Origin of the sequence: Nocardia rhizosphaerae (assembly GCF_042650365.1) — a bacterium.
Classification (GTDB): Bacteria; Actinomycetota; Actinomycetes; order Mycobacteriales; family Mycobacteriaceae; genus Nocardia; species Nocardia rhizosphaerae.
The window spans coordinates 470,144-487,533 of sequence record NZ_JBHSBA010000005.1 but is presented as its reverse complement, the minus strand read 5'-3'; the positions used below and the strand labels follow the sequence as shown (position 1 = coordinate 487,533).

Annotated in this window: 16 protein-coding genes; 6 read left to right on the top strand and 10 right to left on the bottom strand. The window is 69.9% G+C overall.

The window, feature by feature from the left end:
• Positions 1-52 precede the first annotated feature (52 nt).
• The 7 genes from ACFOW8_RS12005 to ACFOW8_RS11975 all read right to left on the bottom strand — a co-directional run bounded on the left by ACFOW8_RS12005 (position 53) and on the right by ACFOW8_RS11975 (position 8,269).
• Positions 53-451: an NUDIX hydrolase gene (locus tag ACFOW8_RS12005; RefSeq protein WP_378550076.1), complete on the bottom strand. Its 399-nt coding sequence runs from the start codon at positions 449-451 to the stop codon at positions 53-55.
• Positions 452-579: 128 nt separating this feature from the next.
• Positions 580-1,377 (bottom strand): ethanolamine ammonia-lyase subunit EutC, encoded by a 798-nt coding sequence (gene eutC / locus ACFOW8_RS12000; protein ID WP_378550073.1) that lies wholly within the window; start codon positions 1,375-1,377, stop codon positions 580-582.
• 452 nt (positions 1,378-1,829) lie between these two features.
• The gene (locus ACFOW8_RS11995) at positions 1,830-3,245 is read right to left on the bottom strand and encodes an ethanolamine ammonia-lyase subunit EutB (RefSeq protein WP_378550070.1); all 1,416 of its coding nucleotides are present in this window, start codon (positions 3,243-3,245) and stop codon (positions 1,830-1,832) included.
• 109 nt (positions 3,246-3,354) lie between these two features.
• Positions 3,355-4,782 carry an ethanolamine permease gene (gene eat / locus ACFOW8_RS11990; RefSeq protein WP_378550067.1) on the bottom strand — a complete coding sequence of 476 codons (1,428 nt, stop codon included), beginning with the start codon at positions 4,780-4,782 and terminating at the stop codon, positions 3,355-3,357.
• Between the two features lie 159 nt (positions 4,783-4,941).
• Positions 4,942-5,334, bottom strand: a complete 393-nt coding sequence (locus ACFOW8_RS11985) for a DUF779 domain-containing protein (protein ID WP_378550064.1) — start codon at positions 5,332-5,334, stop codon at positions 4,942-4,944.
• Positions 5,335-5,347: 13 nt separating this feature from the next.
• Positions 5,348-6,865, bottom strand: a complete 1,518-nt coding sequence (adh, locus tag ACFOW8_RS11980) for an aldehyde dehydrogenase (protein ID WP_378550061.1) — start codon at positions 6,863-6,865, stop codon at positions 5,348-5,350.
• Positions 6,866-7,054: 189 nt separating this feature from the next.
• On the bottom strand, positions 7,055-8,269 hold the full coding sequence (locus ACFOW8_RS11975; RefSeq protein ID WP_378550058.1) for a transcriptional regulator: 1,215 nt from the start codon (positions 8,267-8,269) through the stop codon (positions 7,055-7,057).
• A 119-nt stretch (positions 8,270-8,388) separates the two neighbouring features.
• Between ACFOW8_RS11975 and ACFOW8_RS11970 the strand changes: the two genes are divergently transcribed.
• The 4 genes from ACFOW8_RS11970 to ACFOW8_RS11955 all read left to right on the top strand — a co-directional run bounded on the left by ACFOW8_RS11970 (position 8,389) and on the right by ACFOW8_RS11955 (position 11,946).
• The gene (locus ACFOW8_RS11970) at positions 8,389-8,592 is read left to right on the top strand and encodes a hypothetical protein (protein WP_378550055.1); all 204 of its coding nucleotides are present in this window, start codon (positions 8,389-8,391) and stop codon (positions 8,590-8,592) included.
• A gap of 327 nt (positions 8,593-8,919) precedes the next feature.
• On the top strand, positions 8,920-9,135 hold the full coding sequence (locus tag ACFOW8_RS11965) for a hypothetical protein (protein ID WP_378550053.1): 216 nt from the start codon (positions 8,920-8,922) through the stop codon (positions 9,133-9,135).
• Positions 9,136-9,477: 342 nt separating this feature from the next.
• Positions 9,478-9,804: a hypothetical protein gene (locus tag ACFOW8_RS11960; protein ID WP_378550050.1), complete on the top strand. Its 327-nt coding sequence runs from the start codon at positions 9,478-9,480 to the stop codon at positions 9,802-9,804.
• Positions 9,805-9,894: 90 nt separating this feature from the next.
• Positions 9,895-11,946, top strand: coding sequence for a thioredoxin domain-containing protein (locus ACFOW8_RS11955; protein WP_378550047.1), 2,052 nt, complete (start codon positions 9,895-9,897; stop codon positions 11,944-11,946).
• A gap of 82 nt (positions 11,947-12,028) precedes the next feature.
• Here ACFOW8_RS11955 and ACFOW8_RS11950 read toward each other — a convergent pair whose 3' ends face one another.
• Together ACFOW8_RS11950 and trhA are read right to left on the bottom strand one after the other, a co-directional pair.
• Positions 12,029-13,588, bottom strand: a complete 1,560-nt coding sequence (locus ACFOW8_RS11950; protein WP_378550043.1) for an adenylate/guanylate cyclase domain-containing protein — start codon at positions 13,586-13,588, stop codon at positions 12,029-12,031.
• Between the two features lie 36 nt (positions 13,589-13,624).
• On the bottom strand, positions 13,625-14,287 hold the full coding sequence (trhA, locus tag ACFOW8_RS11945) for a PAQR family membrane homeostasis protein TrhA (RefSeq protein ID WP_378550730.1): 663 nt from the start codon (positions 14,285-14,287) through the stop codon (positions 13,625-13,627).
• A gap of 159 nt (positions 14,288-14,446) precedes the next feature.
• Between trhA and ACFOW8_RS11940 the strand changes: the two genes are divergently transcribed.
• Positions 14,447-15,226 carry an isoprenyl transferase gene (locus ACFOW8_RS11940; RefSeq protein ID WP_378550040.1) on the top strand — a complete coding sequence of 260 codons (780 nt, stop codon included), beginning with the start codon at positions 14,447-14,449 and terminating at the stop codon, positions 15,224-15,226.
• Between the two features lie 124 nt (positions 15,227-15,350).
• Positions 15,351-16,457: a hypothetical protein gene (locus ACFOW8_RS11935; protein WP_378550038.1), complete on the top strand. Its 1,107-nt coding sequence runs from the start codon at positions 15,351-15,353 to the stop codon at positions 16,455-16,457.
• On the opposite strand, the gene coaA is transcribed toward ACFOW8_RS11935, so the two are convergent.
• Entirely contained in the window at positions 16,454-17,386 is a 933-nt protein-coding gene (gene coaA, locus ACFOW8_RS11930) for a type I pantothenate kinase (RefSeq protein ID WP_378550035.1), read from the bottom strand. The two genes, ACFOW8_RS11935 and coaA, sit on opposite strands and share 4 nt — an antisense overlap.
• Between the last annotated feature and the right edge of the window lie 4 nt (positions 17,387-17,390).

The window sequence follows — 17,390 nt, the reverse complement described above, 5'->3', positions numbered from 1 at the left end:
ACCGGCGGGCAGCGTTCCTGTCGCAGGATCAGCTGCAGCGGGACGTGAGCAATCACCAGTCGATGAGGTCGAGTTCGTGGAGGCGGCGGAAGACCAGCATGGAGCCGGGGGCCACCTGGTCCATGGCGGCGTATTCGCTGACGGTGAAGTAGCGGAATTCGGCGATCTCGCCGGTGGCGACGGGTTCGCCGGTGAAATCGGCTAGGTAGCAGGTCATGTGCAGTGGGGTGTTCTTGCCGTGGCCGAAGGCTTCGGCTTCGAAGATGCCGAGTTCGGCGACGCCGGACAGGCCGACGCCGAGTTCTTCCTCGATCTCGCGGTGTAACGCCTGTAAGGGGGTTTCGCCCGGGTCGATCTTGCCGCCGGCCATGTAGAAGACGTCCTTGCCTTCCGGGCGCGTCTGGATCAGCCTGCGGTCGCGGACATGGGCGAGGGCGGCGGTGCGGATCATGGGCAACACTCTATGGAGCGCGCTGTCCCGGTTCGCGTCGAACGGGTCGGCCCGGGAATGTCGGTGTCGGGCGCGGACCGTCCGGCACTGTGCTGTTCAGGGCCGACGGCGCGCGGGCGTGGTGAGCTTCACGTGCCTTCGATGATCTGCGAGTCGGCGGCGGTGACGGCATCGGTGCGTGAGGTGTCTTTGAGGTCGACACCGGAGCGGCCGAGCGTGCGCGCACCTGCCACCAGGCCCGAGACGACGCGGGCGGCGTCGCGGTAGGTGAGTCCTTCGGGCGGGTGGATATTGGAGATGCAGTTGCGTTCGGAGTCGGCGCGGCCGGGGCGGGGCAGGTGGGTGAGGTAGACGCCCAGGCTGTCGGCGACCGAGAGGCCTGGGCGTTCGCCGATGATCACCAGCACGGTGCGCACGCCCATCGCCTCGGCGATGTGGTCCCCGAGGGCCACGCGCGCCTGGGTGGCTATGACCGGGGTCGCGAGGGCGTAGCGATCGGCGAGTTCCTCCGCCAAGGCGGCGAGCAGTCCGGCGCCGTGCTCGGTGAGTGCGTGCGGGGACAGGCCGTCCGCGAGGACGAAACCGATATCGGCACCGCTGTTTTCGACGGCGGACAGGTCGGCGGGCAGTCGGCCGAGGTCGGGGCGGCGCAGATACTCCGAGCGGTCGGCGGCCCGGCTGACCACCGAAACCGGGGTGCCGAGGCCGGTGTTCGCGATCTGCTCGGTGAAGCCGCGGATATCCAGCGGCACATGGACGGCGTCCCGCGCTGCCGCGTGTGCCGCGCGCAGGGCGAGCACCTCGGTTGTCGGCAGTGCGTCTCCTGTTCGGCCCAGTCCGATCCTGGCTTGCGTATGGTTGCGCAGTTCGTGCCAGAAAGCTTGTGCTGGGGCCTGTTCCGGCGAACCTGTTGCTGCACGTGTCATGGTGACGGCCGGACCCGCTCCGGTAGTGGACGGCCGTCGGCCAGGCTCGGCTGCGGAATTTCGGGCGCAGTCGGCCTCTGTGTCAACTGGAGTCCGGGTGCCGGCGGCCGCCGCGCCGACTGTGGCACCGGTGTGGCCGGCGGCTGCGGGGCTGGGCTCCGCTTCGCCGGCTGAACTGGCGGCGAAGTCCAGGTCGGGCTCGCTGGGGGATCGGGTGGCGTAGTTCGGGTCGGCTTCGTGCGGTGACCCGGCGGCGGCATCGTCGAGGTTCGTGCGGTTGGAGAGGTTCGTGCGGTTGGAGTCGGCTCGGGGGTCCGCTGCGGATTCTGAGTCGCGAGCGGCAGGTGGACGTGATGAGGCTGCTCGCTGGGCCGCAGGCATCTCCGGGGTCGGCACGGCTGGTGTGGCGGACCTGGCGGGCGGCGAATCGGACCGCGCACGCTGCCTGCCGTTCATCGGGTGCCCGCCAGGGCGCGCAGGGGTGAGGACAGCGGTTCCACTTGGCGCATACGTCCTTTCGCGTCGAGCATGCCGAGCCCGGACAACCACGCCTCGAATTCCGGTGCGGGGCGCAGGTTCAGCACCTGACGGGCGTAGAGGGCGTCGTGGAAGGCCAGGCTCTGGTAGCCGAGCATCACGTCGTCGGCGCCCGGTACCGCGATGACGAAGGCGCACCCGGCCGCGCCGAGCAGGGTGAGCAGGGTGTCCATGTCGTCGGAGTCGGCCTCGGCGTGATTGGTGTAGCAGACGTCGACACCCATCGGCAGGCCGAGTAGTTTGCCGCAGAAGTGGTCCTCCAGCCCGGCGCGGATGATCTGCTTGCCGTCGTAGAGGTATTCGGGGCCGATGAATCCGACCACGGTGTTCACCAGCAGCGGCTGTAGATCCCTGGCCACGGCGTAGGCGCGCGTTTCCAGCGTCTGCTGGTCGACCGGCCGATCACCGACGCCCAGATGGGCATTCGCGCTCAGCGCCGAACCCTGTCCGGTCTCGAGGTACATCACGTTGTCGCCGACGGTGCCGCGGCCGAGGGAGCGCCCCGCTTCGTTTCCCTCGCGCAGTAGCGCGATGTTCACGCCGAAACCGGAGTTGGCGCCTTCGGTTCCCGCGACCGACTGGAACACCAGGTCCACCGGTGCGCCCGCCTCGACCAGTCCGATCGTCGTGGTGACGTGGGACAGCACGCACGACTGGGTCGGAATGTCGAAGCGCGTGCGCACCTCGTCGAGCAGGTGCAGCAGGTCGGCGGTGGCTTGCGGTGAGTCGGTGGCGGGGTTGATGCCGATCACCGCGTCACCGCAGCCGAGCAGCAGGCCGTCGAGGGTGGCCGCGGCGATCCCGCGGGGATCGTCGGTCGGGTGATTGGGTTGCAGCCGCGTGCTCAAGCGACCGGGTAGGCCGATGGTGGTGCGGAAACCCGCGGTCACCACGGTGGCCCTGGCGACGGCGATCAGGTCCTGGTTGCGCATGATCTTGCTGACTGCCGCCACCATCTCGGGCGTGAGTCCGGGGGAGACGGCGGCCAAGGTGGCGGCGGCGGCGTCGTCGGTGGCGGCGACCGCGAGCAGCCAGTCCCGCAGCCCACCGACCGTGAGATGCGCGATCGGCGCGAACGCGGCACGGTCGTGGCTGTCGATGATCAGCCGGGTGACCTCGTCGGTCTCGTAGGGCACGAGCATCTCGGAGAGGAAGGTGGTCAACGGTACGTCGGCCAGCGCCCACTGCGCGGCCGCCCGCTCGGCGTCGGTCGCGGCCGCGCACCCGGCGAGCTGGTCGCCGCTGCGCAAGGGCGTGGCCTTGGCCATGAGTTCGACGAGCCCGTCGAAGGTGTAGCTGGTGACGTCGATCGTGCTGCGGTACACCGTCATCAGAGTGCAGGCGCCGGAACCGGGCGCCGTCCTCCTTTCGCGAGTGTGGTCGGCGCTCGGCCGCCGCGGGGTCCGGCGGCCGAGCGGTGGGGCATGGGTCAGCGTGGCGTCACTCGAGGTCCTGTTCGGCCTTGGCGAGCGCGGCGAACTCCTCGTCCGGCGACTTGGCCACCAGGTGGTGGCGACTGTAGAGGCCGAAGTAGGCCATGAAGGCGCAGAACACACCGAGGGTGAACAGCGCGGCCTTCGGGTCGACCAGGAAGGTGGCCGCCACCGAGGCGGCCGCGATGACCAGCGCGAACGAGGTGGTGGCGATGCCGCCGGGCGTGCGGTAGGGGCGCGGCATGTTCGGCTCGCGGACCCGGAGCACGATATGGCTCACCATCATCAGTACGTAGCTCACCGCCGCGCCGAACACGGCCATGTTCAGCAGCATGGCACCTTCGCCGGTGAGCGAGAGCGCGAAACCGATCACGCCGGGCACGATCAGCGCCAGCACCGGCGCCTTGCGGGAATTGGTCACCGACAGGCTGGTGGGCAGGTAGCCGGCCCGCGAGAGCGCGAAGGTCTGCCGCGAGTAGGCGTAGACGATGGAGAAGAAGCTGGCGACCAGTCCGGCCAGGCCGATGTAGTTGACCACCTTGGCCGCTGGGCTGTCACCGAGCGCCTCCACCAGGGGGTTGCCCGAGGCCGAGGCATCCTGGGCGCCGAGCGCGCCGGTCACCAGGAACAGCACCACCGCGCCGGTGACCACCAGCAGCAGCATCGCGACGATGATGCCCTTCGGCACGTTCTTCTCCGGGTCGCGGGCTTCCTCGGCGGCCAGCGGCACACCCTCGATGGCGAGGAAGAACCAGATCGCGAACGGCACGGCGGCCCAGATGCCCAGGTAGCCGAAGGGCAGGAAGGACGAGGAGCCGGTGGCGTCGGGGTCCGGCGCGATGTTGGTGAGATTGGCGACGTCGAACTTCCCGAGCGCCGCGATCGCGAAGACGACCAGACCGACCAGCGCGATCCCGGTGATCACGAACATCGCCTTGAGCGCCTCGCCCGCGCCGCTGAGATGGATGCCGATGAACAGCGCGTAGACCGCCAGGTACACCCACCAGCCGTCGGTGATCCCGAACAGGTTCAGCGACTCCACATACGCGCCGATGAAGGTGGCGATGGCCGCGGGCGCGATCGCGTATTCGATGAGAATGGCGGTGCCGGTGGCGAATCCGCCCCACGGGCCGAGCGCGCGGCGGGCGAAGGTGTAGCCGCCGCCCGCCGCGGGCAGCGCCGAGGAGAGCTCGGCCATGCCGAGCACCATGGCCAGATACATTCCGGCGATGACGACCGCGGCGATCAGCAGACCACCGAAGCCGCCTTCGGCCAGGCCGAAGTTCCAGCCGGAGTAGTCCCCGGAGATCACATAGCTCACGCCGAGCCCGGCAAGCAGCACCCAGCCCGCGGTGCCGGAGCGCAGGGTGCGTTTGGCCAGATAGTCGTCGGCTGGCGTGTCCGCGCCGGTGGCGGGAATCGCGTCGGTACTCACAGGAACTCCTCATCGAACAAAAGACAAGCGCGTAGCGACGGCAACGGTGATCGTCGAGGGTTGAAGAATGGTTGACGACTGTTACGGCCGTGGATCACGCAGGTCAGCGGCGCGTGTCGAGCGCCGCCGACCTGCGGAAACGATGTGATAGCGCGTGTTTCACATCACGGTGTCACCGGTGGGTGGTGGCGGCTGGGAGTCCAGCTCGGCCACCTCCGTGTCGGTGAGCAGGCGCGAGCGGATCAGGAACCGCACGCCCTCGGGTGCCTCCAGCGAGAAGCCGCTGCCGCGGCCGGGCACCACGTCGACGGTGAGATGGGTGTGCCGCCAGTATTCGAACTGGTCGGCGCTCATCCAGAACGGGATGTCGTCGGGCAGAAAGCCCAGCAGTACATCCGAGCCACCGACGCGGAATTCCCCGCGCGGGTAGCACATCGGCGAGCTGCCGTCGCAGCAGCCACCGGACTGGTGGAACATGACCGGGCCGTGCCGCCCGGTCAGGTCCCGCAGCAGCGCCGCCGCCTGGTCGGTGAGATCTACTCGTCGGACCATCAGCGCCGCGCCATCAGAAGAAGCCGAGCTTCTGCGGCGAGTAGCTCACCAGCAGGTTCTTGGTCTGCTGGTAGTGCTCGAGCATCATCTTGTGGTTCTCCCTGCCGATGCCGGACTTCTTGTACCCGCCGAACGCCGCGTGCGCGGGGTAGGCGTGGTAGCAGTTGGTCCACACCCGGCCCGCCTTGATCCCGCGACCGAGACGGTAGGCGGTGTTCATGTCGCGGGTCCACACACCGGCACCGAGGCCGTAGAGGGTGTCGTTGGCGATCTTCAGCGCCTCGTCGGTGGAGTCGAAGGTGGTCACCGCGACGACCGGACCGAAGATCTCCTCCTGGAACACGCGCATGTCGTTGCTGCCCTTGAAGATCGTCGGCTCGACGTAGAAGCCGTCGGCCAGCCCGTCGACGGTGCGGACCGCGCCACCGGTGAGCACCTCGGCGCCTTCTTTCCTGCCGATATCGATGTAGGACAGGATCTTCTCGAACTGGTCGTTGCTGGCCTGCGCGCCGATCATGGTGGCCTCGTCGAGCGGGTTACCGCTGACGATCGCCTTGGTTCGCTCGACCGCGCGGGCCATGAACTCGTCATAGATCGACGAGGCGATCAGCGCGCGCGACGGACAGGTGCATACCTCGCCTTGGTTGAGCGCGAACATCACGAAGCCCTCGATGGCCTTGTCGAGGAAGTCGTCGTCGGCGGCCATCACGTCGGGCAGGAAGATGTTCGGGCTCTTGCCGCCGAGCTCCAGCGTCACCGGGATGATGTTCTCGCTGGCGTACTGCATGATCAGGCGGCCGGTGGTGGTCTCACCGGTGAACGCGACCTTGGCCACCCGCGGGCTCGACGCGAGCGGCTTGCCCGCCTCGACACCGAAACCGTTGACCACGTTGAGCACTCCCGGCGGCAGCAGATCCGCGATGAGCTCGACCACCTTCATGATCGAGGCGGGGGTCTGCTCGGCGGGCTTGAGCACCACCGCGTTGCCCGCGGCCAGCGCGGGCGCCAGCTTCCAGGTGGCCATCAGGATCGGGAAGTTCCACGGAATGATCTGCGCGACTACGCCGAGCGGTTCATGGAAGTGGTAGGCGATGGTGTCGGCGTCGACCTCGCTGATCCCGCCCTCCTGCGCGCGCAGGGCGCCGGCGAAGTAGCGGAAGTGGTCGACGGCCAGGGGCAGGTCGGCGGCCAGTGTCTCGCGGACCGGCTTGCCGTTGTCCCAGGTCTCGGCGACGGCGAGGGCCTCGAGATTGCCCTCGATCCGGTCGGCGATCTTGTTGAGGATGTTGGCGCGTTCGGCGGCCGAGGTCGCGCCCCAGGTGTCGGCGGCGCGGTGCGCGGCATCGAGGGCGAGTTCCACGTCGGCGGCGGTCGAGCGGGCGATCTCGCAGAACGGCTGCCCGTCCACCGGGGAGGTGTTCTCGAAGTACCGGCCCTCGACCGGCGGAACCCACTTCCCGTCGATGAAGTTGTCGTACCGCGGTGCATAGCTGACGATGCTGCCCTCGGCGCCCGGCTTGGCGTAGATCATGTGCGTGAGCTCCTCGCTGATTCCGGTGAAGCGTGACGCCCATCACTATCCGCCGTCAGGGTTGATGAAACGTTGAAGGCCGCGGATTCGGTGAGGTGCGTCGAGGAACCGCGCTGATCGCCCACTGTTTCGTCGATCGGTCGACATCGCGACCATCGCAGCGACGAGTGTGGGTTCAGCGCGTCGGCTCTAGTCGCGTTGCGCGCTGTGCAGCCGGGCCACCAGGACCGCTCGCCTGGCATCGCCGGGGGGCAGTAGGGCGAGGCCGTGTTCGTGGACCGCGATGTCGTCGGGCTCGGCCTCGCCGTAGGTGAGCGCGTGTTCGGCGTCGCGGCTGGCCAGTACCGCGTTGCGCATGGCGACGGCGAGATAGTCGCGCCATTCGCTGATTCCGGGGGTATCCGAATCAGGAAGCAGCGGACCGTGATACAGCCGGACCGCGGTATCGAGGTCGCCGGCTTCCAGCGCCCGCAGCACGTCGACGGCGTCGCACGACAGCGCGGTGGTGAAGCGGTAGACGCGGCTGGTGATGTCGCCGCCGGTGGCGCGGCGCAGATACGACATCTCCGACTTCAGCGTGCTCGCGCCGACCGCGCGGTCGCCGTAGACGGCGTAGTGCAGGCGTTCGTGACTGTAGCCGTCGTCGTCGAGGGCGAGCAGGGTGAGAATCTCGAGCTGGCGCGGGCGCAGCCGGATCGGCGTGCCGTCGCGGGTCAGTCTGCCCGCGCCGAGACAGGTCAGCCGCATGCCTGCGGGCGCGGGTGTGGCCGCGTGCAGTTTGGCCTCGATCGCGCTGGTCATGGTCCGCACGGTCGCCATGGCCAGTGGATGCGAGCGCTGCCAGGTGGTGGACAGGTCGAGCACGCCGAGCAGGGTGCCGTCGGCGGCGCGGATCGGCGCGCAGTAGCAGACCCAGCCGTGCAAGGCCGCGACCAGGTGTTCGGCGGAGAACACGGTGTGCGGCTGATCGGTGCACAGGGCCAGCGACAGCGCGTTGGTCCCCATGTGCGCCTCGTCCCAGCGACCGCCCGGCGCGAAGTTCACCTGCTCTGCCTTGCGACGCATGACCGGGCCGCCGTAGGTCCACAGGATGGTGCCGGAGGCGTCGGTGACCGCGGCGACATACCCGGCGTCGTCGGCGACGCTGTGCAACTGGTCGCGCAGTTCGGTCACCGGGCCGCGCAGCGGTGATTCGGCCCAGCGCGGACCGATGTCGCCGCTCTCGCTCTCCGGCGCGCAATCGCGGGCCGGATCGACCGTGCGCAACGACCGCGACCACGACTGTGCGACCTCCGTGCGTACCGCCGCGCTGCGGCCGAGCGCGGATTGCCCAGCGGGCACCCACTGCGCCCACTCGCGCTCCAGCGCGGCGCGCTGCGCGGAGAGCGTCAGCCGCGGTGCCATGGCAGTCCTGTTCGATCGCGGTCCGGGGGTTTCATCCCTAATGATGCCCCACGTGCGCGCGGCCAGCCGGGGTTTGTCGCGGCCGGCCGGAGGCGGTGTGGATACCGTGGCCGGATGACATGGTTCGACGGACGCGGCCGCGGCCGGCCGGTCCGCTCGAGGTCGACCCGGCGACGCTGGGCGGCGTTGGGCGGCGCTGCGGGACGGCCTGGCTGACCTGCTATCCGGGTGGCGGGTTCGCCTCGGTCGGGGTGCTCGCCTTCGTACAGGTCGACCGCGAGCCCGCGCGGGTGAACGCGACGGCCGTGGCCTCCCGTACATGATCAGGGTGGGGACCGTCGCAGGCGCGCATTCGCTACTGCTCACGGTCGGCTCCGCGACTCCTGCGCTGTTCATCGAATACCTGCCCGGTCTCCGCCGGGTGCGTGGGCTGCGCAGTCATCCGGTGCAGCGCTCGCACCGGAGGGCGGCCGGTGGCGGTTCGACGCGCTGTTACCGGGCCGGCTTCGCGAGCTCGCCGGGACGGACGGCTTCGACTCGATGCTCGCCTGGATCGACACCCGGTTCGCCGGGTAGCGTGACAGCTATTGCGACCGATCGGTCAAATATGCGAGGCTTCCTTCGTCATCCATGACGATTCAGGAGATCTCATGCAGCTCAAGGCAATTCGATTCGGCGTCGGCATCGCCCTCGCCACCCTCCTCGGCGGCGCTGCCGTGGTCGGAGCCGGTGCGGCCGTTGCCGAACCCGCCCCGGCTCCGGCCGCCGTCACCCCGCAGGCCAAGCCGATCGGCCCGCCGATGCCGTCGCTGTGTGAGGGGCACCCGCTGCTCGCGGCCTGGTGCCTCATCGCCAGCGGGTCGTAATAGTCGCGGCCGGGCTCGTCCGGCCCGGCCGCGGGCGGATCAGACATCGTTCGGCCCCTCCCTTCGCCGACGGCCGCGCGGGTGTGGGCCGCCGTCGGTGTCTTCGCCACGTCCACGCTCGCCGCGTCGGCGGTATTGCTCGCGGTACAACCGGCATTCGGGGATCGACCCGGCGGCATTGTCCCTGGTCCAGTTCGGGCCAGCGCTCGGTGCGCTGGTGACCTGGCTGGTGTTCCGCAAGACCGTCGGCGGGACAGGGCTCGAAGTGGTTTCCCGCAGGCGGGTCGGTGGGAACGTCGCGCTGATTGTCGTGGCCTGCTGCAGCCCCTGCCGGAGCCGCGCATGGCCAGGTTCGCCGCGGTGTCGGTGACCGGGGCCGGCTGGGCGCTGTGGCATGTGCAGGCGATCACCGCCGGAATGGTGGTCGCGGTCTGCTTCTTCGTCGCGACCATGGCATTCGCCTTCCTCCTCGGGTATCTCGGGTCGGCGAGCTTCGAGCAGCGGGTGCTGGTCGCGTCGACCGGACATCGGCTGATCAATGTCGCGGGCTGTCTGACCGCAGGCGACCACACCCTGGACCGGCCGCAGATCGTCTTTGTCGCGATGGCCGCCGTGCTGGTCGCCGCGGGCTCGCTGGGGGCACGGGTGCTGCGGCACCGGGGCAGGTGAACCAGGAATACGGCGGGTCGGAACGGGCAAGGGGTGGCGCGGCCGAACCGGGTTCGGCGCCGGGGGCGGCCGGTGTGGCAGGCTGGCCGTGTGAACCGATTGGCCGATGCGAGTTCGCCGTACCTTCGTCAGCACGCGGACAACCCCGTCCACTGGCGGGAATGGGATGCCGAGGCGCTGGCGGAGGCCGCAGCGCGGGACGTGCCGATCCTGCTGTCGGTGGGATACGCGAGCTGTCACTGGTGTCATGTGATGGCGCACGAGTCGTTCGAGGATGTCGCGACCGCCGAGCAGATGAACGCGGGTTTCGTGTGCGTGAAGGTGGACCGGGAGGAACGGCCCGACCTCGACGCGGTCTACATGAACGCCACCGTCGCGATGACCGGGCAGGGCGGCTGGCCGATGACCTGCTTCCTCACGCCCGACGGCGCGCCGTTCTACTGCGGCACCTACTACCCGAAACGGCCGCGCGGTGGGATGCCCTCGTTCACCCAGCTGCTCAGCGCGATCACCGACACCTGGAACACCCGCCGTGACGACGTCGACAAGGCGGCCGAACAGGTCACCGAGGCGCTGCGAGCGCAGGCGACCGGGCTGCCAGATGCCGAATTCGCCATTGTCCCAGACCTTCTCGACCGCGCGGTGTCGGCGATCGCCGCCGACGAGGACCGCGAGCACGGTGGTTTCGGTGGGGCGCCGAAGTTCCCGCCGTCGGCGATGCTGGAAGGCCTGCTGCGACACTGGGAACGCACCGGCGAGCAGGCGGTGTTCGAGCTGGTGGAGCGCACGGCCGAGGCCATGGCCCGCGGCGGAATCTACGACCAGCTGCGCGGCGGTTTCGCCCGCTATTCGGTCGACGCGGGTTGGCTGATCCCGCATTTCGAGAAGATGCTCTACGACAACGCGCTGCTGCTGCGCGCCTACGCCCATCTGGCCCGGCGCACCGCACCGACCCCGCTGGAATCGCTGCCGCACCGGGTGGCACGCGAGACCGTCGAGTTCCTGCTCGCCGATCTGGCGACCACGCGGGGTGGCTTCGCCTCGGCGCTCGATGCCGATACCCAGCTCGCGCCCGGCGGTCCCGGTGTCGAGGGCGCGACCTATGTGTGGACACCGTCGGAGCTGATCGGCGATCTCGGCCCGCTCGACGGGGTATGGGCCGCAGAGGCTTTCGGAGTCAGCACCGGCGGCAATTTCGAGCAGGGCACCTCGGTGCTCACCCGGCGCAGCGATCCCGTCGACGCCGACCAGGCCGCCCGCTTCGACCGGCTGCGCGACCGGCTGCTCGCGGTGCGTGCCGAACGTCCGCAGCCCGCCCGTGACGACAAGGTGGTCACCGCCTGGAACGGGATGGCGATCACCGCGCTCGCCGAAGCCGGTGCGGCACTGGAGGAGCCGTCGTGGGTGGCGGCCGCGGTGCGCTGCGCGCGGTTCCTGCTCGAGGTCCATCTGGTCGACGGCCGCCTGCGCCGCGCCTCGCTCGACGGCGTCGCCGGCACTCCGCCCGGAGCGCTGGAGGACTACGCCTGGCTCGCCACCGGCCTGCTCGCGCTGTACCAGGCCACCGGCGAAGTGGATTGGCTCGCCTCGGCGCAGGTGCTGCTGGACAGTGTGTTGGAGCATTTCGCCGACCCCGACCGGCCCGGCAGCTGGTTCGACACCGCCGATGACGCCGAGACCCTGGTGGCCCGCCCGCGCGACCCGGTCGACGGTGCCACCCCGGCCGGCGCCTCCGCCCTCGCCGAGGCCCTGCTCACCGCATCGGCGATGGCCGACCCCGACCGCGCGGTCCGCTACCGCGAACTGGCCGACCACACCCTCGCGCTGGGTGCCGTACTGCTGGCCAAGGCCCCGCGGACCGCGGGCCATTGGCTCGCCGTCGCCGAGGCGTCGGTTCGCGGCCCGCTGCAGGTCGCCGTCACCGCCACCGAGAAATCCTCCGCCGCCACCGAACTCCTCGACGCGGCCCGCACCTACGCACCGGGCGGCGCCATCGTGCTCGCTGGCCCGCCCGACAGTGCGCCCTTGCTCACCGACCGCCCCCTGGTCGACGGCGCCCCCGCCGCCTACATCTGCCGTGGGTCGGTCTGCGACCTCCCGGTGACCACCCCCATCGCGCTCACCGAGGCCCTCCGGCGCTAGCGGGGGGCCGCGTCGCCGATCGCGACCTGGTCGAGGACGGCGGTCGCCGTGCCGACGGTGGGTGGGACCGGCGGTCGCCGGTTCATCTCCCCGGCGGGATATCGGTCCAGGTCCGCGTCCGGCCGGGGATGCCGCGCAGGCGCAGATCCTTGTGCCGCTTCCAGTGTGCGCGTTCGCCGCCGCTCGCGGCCTGGATGACCGAATCGCTGACCAGGATGCGGCGCTGGACTTCCTTGGCCTCGGTGGTGAGGCGGGCGGCCTCGTTGACCGCGTCACCGATCACGGTGAACTCGAGGCGGGTATCGGCGCCGACGTCACCGGCGAAGACCCGGCCGCGCGCGACGCCGATGCCGATGTCGAGCTCGCCGGTGGCCACGACCTCGTCGCGGATGCGGCGGGCCGCGCGCAGGGCGGGGGTGGCGTCGTCGTCGAGGACCGACGGCGCGCCGAAGACGCACAGGGCGGCATCGCCGGCGAACTTGTTGACCAGGCCGCCGTTGTCCTCGGTGGCGGCGACCACGGTGGCGAGCAGCCGGTTGAGCTTGTGCACGAACTGGTCCGGCGCCATCTCCGCCGACAGCTGCACCGACCCGGTGACATCGACGAACAGTGCCGACACGATCCGCACGTCACCGGTCAGGTCGGTGCCGCCGGCCAGCGCGCGCTCGGCGACGGTGGAACCGACGTGCCTGCCGAAGACGTCCTCGGTGTGCGCCTGTTCGCGCAGGGTGGCCGCGAGTTCGTTCACCGAGTGTTCCAGCCTGCCGATCTCGCTGGCGCTGCCGACGGGCACCCGCACGTCGAGTTCGCCGCGGGTGATTCGTTCCAGCGCCCGGTACATCGTGCGCATCGGGCTTGCCACCGAGCGGGCGAGCAGCGCGGTAGCCAGCGCGCCGACAGCGAGGGCGACGATGGAGAAGATCCAGGCCGCGCGCACCCGGTCCTGGGCCGGGGTGGCCCGGTCGCTGAGCACGGTGATGATGATGAGGCCGGGCAGCGCGGCCGAGACCGCCCAGGTGACCAGCACGCGCACCAGCACGGTGGCGGTGGGGTGCACGGTCGGCCCGAGCACCGCGGCGATGATCGGCACCGCGGGCCGGATCATCCGGTCCAGGATCAGGTAGGTGGTGCCCGCGGATTCGAGGGCGCCGAGCGCGAAACCCGCGATCACCACCGCGTCGTTGTCGTAGTCGGTGAACCGGTCGACCAGCCACACGGTGAGCGCGATGCCGGGGATCCACAGGATGATCGCGCGCAGCGTGATCGCCGCGGGCAAGCCGATCAGCCTGCGCGCCTCGTGGGGCGTCGGTTTGCGGCCGTCGTCGAGCCATTGCAGGTAGCGGCGCCGGTCGTAGATGGCCATCGCGATGCCGAGGCCGACGGCGAAGGCCGGGTAGATGCCGAGCAGCGAGGCGGCTTCCCGCCAGTTCGGTCCGACCCTGGTGAAGACGCCGTCGGCCCAGGCGACGAGGAAGATGGCGGCGAGTCCGATGAGGTTGGCGGTGATCACCACCAGCGCCAGGCCCCAATAGCTGCGCAACGCCCAGCGGAGCAGGCCGTTCATCGTGCCCGCCCGGTCGCGGCACGCCGGGCCGCCCAGGTTTCGCGCGCAGCGCTGACGGGTGACACGAATATCGAGCATAGAAGGCCGGGTGCGCCCATCGCGCCGAACGCGCCGTCAGCCGAGCAGGACCAGCCAGATCGCGAGGTAGTGGCACACCGCGGCGACGACGGTTGCCGCGTGGAAGAACTCGTGATGGCCGAAGTGCGCGGGCCACGGGTTGGGCCACTTCGTCGCGTAGAGGACGGCACCGACGCTGTAGATGACGCCGCCGACCGCGAGCAGCACCAGCGGCGCGATCCCCACGTTGCGCAGCAGCTCCGGCGCGACCGGCACGATCGCCCACCCGAGCAGCAGGTACAGCGGCACCCCGACCCAGCGCGGCGCGGTCGGCCACAGCAGTTTCAGCGCCACCCCGGCCAGCGCACCGGCCCACACCACGGCCAGCAGCGTCCGCCCGGTCGAGCCGGGCAGCCCGAGCAGCGCGAACGGCGTGTAGCTTCCGGCGATGAACAGGAAGATCATCGAGTGATCGGCCCGCTTCATCCGCACTCGTGCTCGCACGCTGCGCCAGGTGACCCGGTGGTACACGGCGCTGATCCCGAACAGCGCGATCACCGACACCCCGTACACCAGTGTCGACCAGCCCGCTGTCGCCGACTCCGAGAATCCCACCCCGACAAGGACGGCCACCGCCACCGCGGCGACACCGACCGCCCAGGTGTGAATCCAGCCACGGAATCGCGGCTTCAGCACGCCGACGGCTTCCCCCACGGCCACAGCCTCCACGAATCCCTCCAAGGTTCAAACCTACGGTACCGTAAGTTGCGGTCTCTACGGTACGGCAGAACCCGCGCTACCACCACAAACGTGCCGACCACCACAACCGACCCACCGACTGCCCATGTCGCGGGGATACGCGACCGCTAGGGTGCTGGGGTGGATTTTTTCGGTCAGGTGCGTGGTCTGCCCTATCGCATCTACGAAGCCAGGCTGTCCAAGCAGCTGGCCGACAAGCAGCATCCTCGCCACGTCGCGGTGATGTGCGACGGCAATCGCCGCTGGGCCAGGGAGAACGGCTTCACCGATGTCAGCCACGGGCACCGGGTCGGTGCGCTCAAGATCGCCGAACTGGTCGGCTGGTGCTCCGACGAGGGCATCGAGATGGTGACGGTCTACCTGCTCTCGACCGAGAATCTGCGCCGCGACCCCGAAGAGCTGGAAACCCTGTTCGAGGTCATCACCGACGTGGTGGAGGAACTGTCGGCGCCGGAGCAGAACTGGAGTGTGCGGATCGTCGGTTCGCTGGCCGGGTTCCCCGACCTGATCGCCAAGCGCCTGCGCGCGGCGGCCGAACGCACCAGCGGCCGCGACGGTGTGCACGTGAACGTGGCGGTGGGCTACGGCGGCCGCCAGGAGATCACCGACGCCGTGCGCTCGCTGGTGCGCCAGGAGATCGCCGCCGGTGAGTCGGGGGAAGACCTGGTGCAGTCGATCACCGTCGATGCGATCGGTCAGCACCTCTACACCTCGGGCCAGCCCGACCCGGATCTGGTGATCAGAACCTCTGGTGAGCAACGGCTTTCGGGTTTCCTGCTGTGGCAGAGCGCCTATTCGGAGATCTGGTTCACCGAGGCGTACTGGCCGGAGTTCCGGCGCGTCGACTTCCTGCGCGCGCTGCGTGACTACGCCGCGAGACATCGCCGCTTCGGCGTGTGAGGCAGCGGCTCGCACGTGGCGCGGCCGGGTGGATGGACGCGGTCTCGAAGTTGCGGGCACGGCACGCGACCTGCGGCTAGGCTGCTGCGCGAGACGAGCCCGACGACACGTGCAGGGGTGAGCGGTGGGAGTTGCGAGCGAGAGTGGGCGCGCCTGGATCGCGGGCGCGATGGCGGCAGCCGCGCTGCTGATGGCGGGCTGCGGTACCGAGCCGACCGCGCTGCCCGCGATCACCCCCGACCAGCCGGATGCCACCTCGGTGTTCGCCTATCGCACCACGGGGGAGCTGGCGGTCTTCCGTGACGGCGACACCGTGCACGCCACCGGCAGCTTCGGATACTCCGCGGACGCGGTGAGCTTCACCGCCGATGGGCGGTTCGCGTTCGCGGTGGAGTCGAGCACCGGCACCCTGGTTGCGGTGCGGGTGCGCGACGGCGCGGTGAGCCGTACCGACTGCGACTGCGCGGTCGCGGTCGGCCTGCGCGACGCGGTGGTCGGCTGGTGGCGCGAGCCGGGCCAGCTGATGAGCCTCGATCTGGCAGGCACCGAGCCCGCCGGGCCCGAACGCGATGTCACCCTGCCGGATTCGCCGTCACCGCGCTCCGGCGGCGACTTCGACGGTGCCAGGCTGGTCGCCGCCACCCCCGACTACCTGCTGGTGGCGAGGGTGGAATCGCAGGGTCTGTGGTGGGAGAAGACCCACCTGTATGCGATCGGGCCCGACGTGGTGCTGCCGCTGGGCCGGGTGCCAGGCATCGACGCCGACCTCTCGGCCGCCGCAGGCCCCGACGGGCACACCTTCGTGCTGGCCGGGTCGACCGCACGCAGCGCGACCTGCGGTACCGGCCACGTCGCCACCATCGACGTGCGCACCAACGCCGTGCGGGAACTGCCCGTGCTGCCTGGCGAGTGCTCGGTGGCCTACAGCCCGCGCTGGGGCGCCGACGACACCATCACCGTCGCCACCAGGAAGTGGGCCGACACGCCCGGCGCGCCGAGCGCGGTCGACCGGTTGCAGTCGGCGGCCCAGGGCTGGGCGCCGCTGGCCGAGCAGCCGGTGGTCGACATGCTGCCGCGGATGCGCCGGTCGACGGTGCAGGTCGTCGCGGGCGATCCGGTCGACGCGCGGGCGATCCCGCACGGCGTCCTCGTGCTCGAACACGACGGCACCCGAACGGAATTGGCCGATCAGGTGGTCGCGCTCGGCACACCGGCGGCCCGTCAGGGTTAGAGCTTGCGCAGCCGCAACCGGTTGATGGTGTGGTCGGCGTCCTTGCGCAGCACCAGGGTCGCGCGCGGTCGGGTGGGCAGGATGTTCTCCACCAGATTGGGCCGGTTGGTGGAGTTCCAGATGTCGCGCGCGGCGGCGGTGGCCTGCTCGTCGTTGAGGCCGGAGTAGTGGTGGAAGTGCGCATCGGGGTCGGCGAAGCCGGTCTTGCGCAGTGCGAGAAAGCGCTGCACATACCAGTTCTCGATGTCCTCGATCCTGGCGTCGACATAGATCGAGAAGTCGAACAGGTCCGAGACCATCAGCCGCGGACCGGTCTGCAGCACGTTGAGCCCCTCGACGATGAGGATGTCGGGCTGGCGCACACAGTGCTTCTCGTCGGGCACGATGTCGTAGGAGATGTGCGAGTACACCGGCGCGCACACCTCTTCGGCACCCGACTTCACCTCGGTTACGAACCGCAACAGCTTGCGCCGGTCATAGCTTTCCGGGAATCCCTTGCGGTGCATGATGCCGCGGCGGGTGAGCTCGTCGGTGGGATAGAGGAATCCGTCGGTGGTCACCAGGTCCACCCGCGGGTGGTGATCCCAGCGGGCCAGCAGCGCCTGCAGCACGCGCGCGGTGGTCGACTTGCCCACCGCCACGCTGCCCGCGACCCCGATCACGAACGGCACCTGCTTGTCGGGATGTTTCTCCCCGAGGAAGGTGGCGGTCGCGGCGAAGAGCCGCTGCCGCGCGGCCACCTGCAGGTGGATGAGCCGGGCGAGCGGCAGATACACCTCGGCGACTTCCTCGAGATCGATCTGCTCACCGAGACCACGTAGGCCGGTCAGTTCCTCCTCGGTCAGGACCAGCGGAGTCGACTTGCGCAGGGTGCGCCATTGCTTCCGGTCGAACTCCACATACGGGCTCGGCTCGCTCATCCGTGCCACCTAC

Bases quoted from the DNA above. Each gene is read 5' to 3' on its own strand.
- ACFOW8_RS11965 (WP_378550053.1), top strand. From the start codon at position 8,920: ATGCAGCTCAAGGCAATTCGATTCGGCGTCGGCATCGCCCTCGCCACC.
- ACFOW8_RS11975 (WP_378550058.1), bottom strand. From the start codon at position 8,269: ATGGCACCGCGGCTGACGCTCTCCGCGCAGCGCGCCGCGCTGGAGCGC.
- ACFOW8_RS11950 (WP_378550043.1), bottom strand. From the start codon at position 13,588: ATGCTCGATATTCGTGTCACCCGTCAGCGCTGCGCGCGAAACCTGGGC.
- ACFOW8_RS11995 (WP_378550070.1), bottom strand. From the start codon at position 3,245: ATGACGGTGTACCGCAGCACGATCGACGTCACCAGCTACACCTTCGAC.
- ACFOW8_RS11960 (WP_378550050.1), top strand. From the start codon at position 9,478: ATGGCCAGGTTCGCCGCGGTGTCGGTGACCGGGGCCGGCTGGGCGCTG.
- ACFOW8_RS12005 (WP_378550076.1), bottom strand. From the start codon at position 451: ATGATCCGCACCGCCGCCCTCGCCCATGTCCGCGACCGCAGGCTGATC.
- ACFOW8_RS11985 (WP_378550064.1), bottom strand. From the start codon at position 5,334: ATGGTCCGACGAGTAGATCTCACCGACCAGGCGGCGGCGCTGCTGCGG.
- eutC (WP_378550073.1), bottom strand. From the start codon at position 1,377: ATGACACGTGCAGCAACAGGTTCGCCGGAACAGGCCCCAGCACAAGCT.
- adh (WP_378550061.1), bottom strand. From the start codon at position 6,865: ATGATCTACGCCAAGCCGGGCGCCGAGGGCAGCATCGTCAGCTATGCA.
- ACFOW8_RS11970 (WP_378550055.1), top strand. From the start codon at position 8,389: ATGGTTCGACGGACGCGGCCGCGGCCGGCCGGTCCGCTCGAGGTCGAC.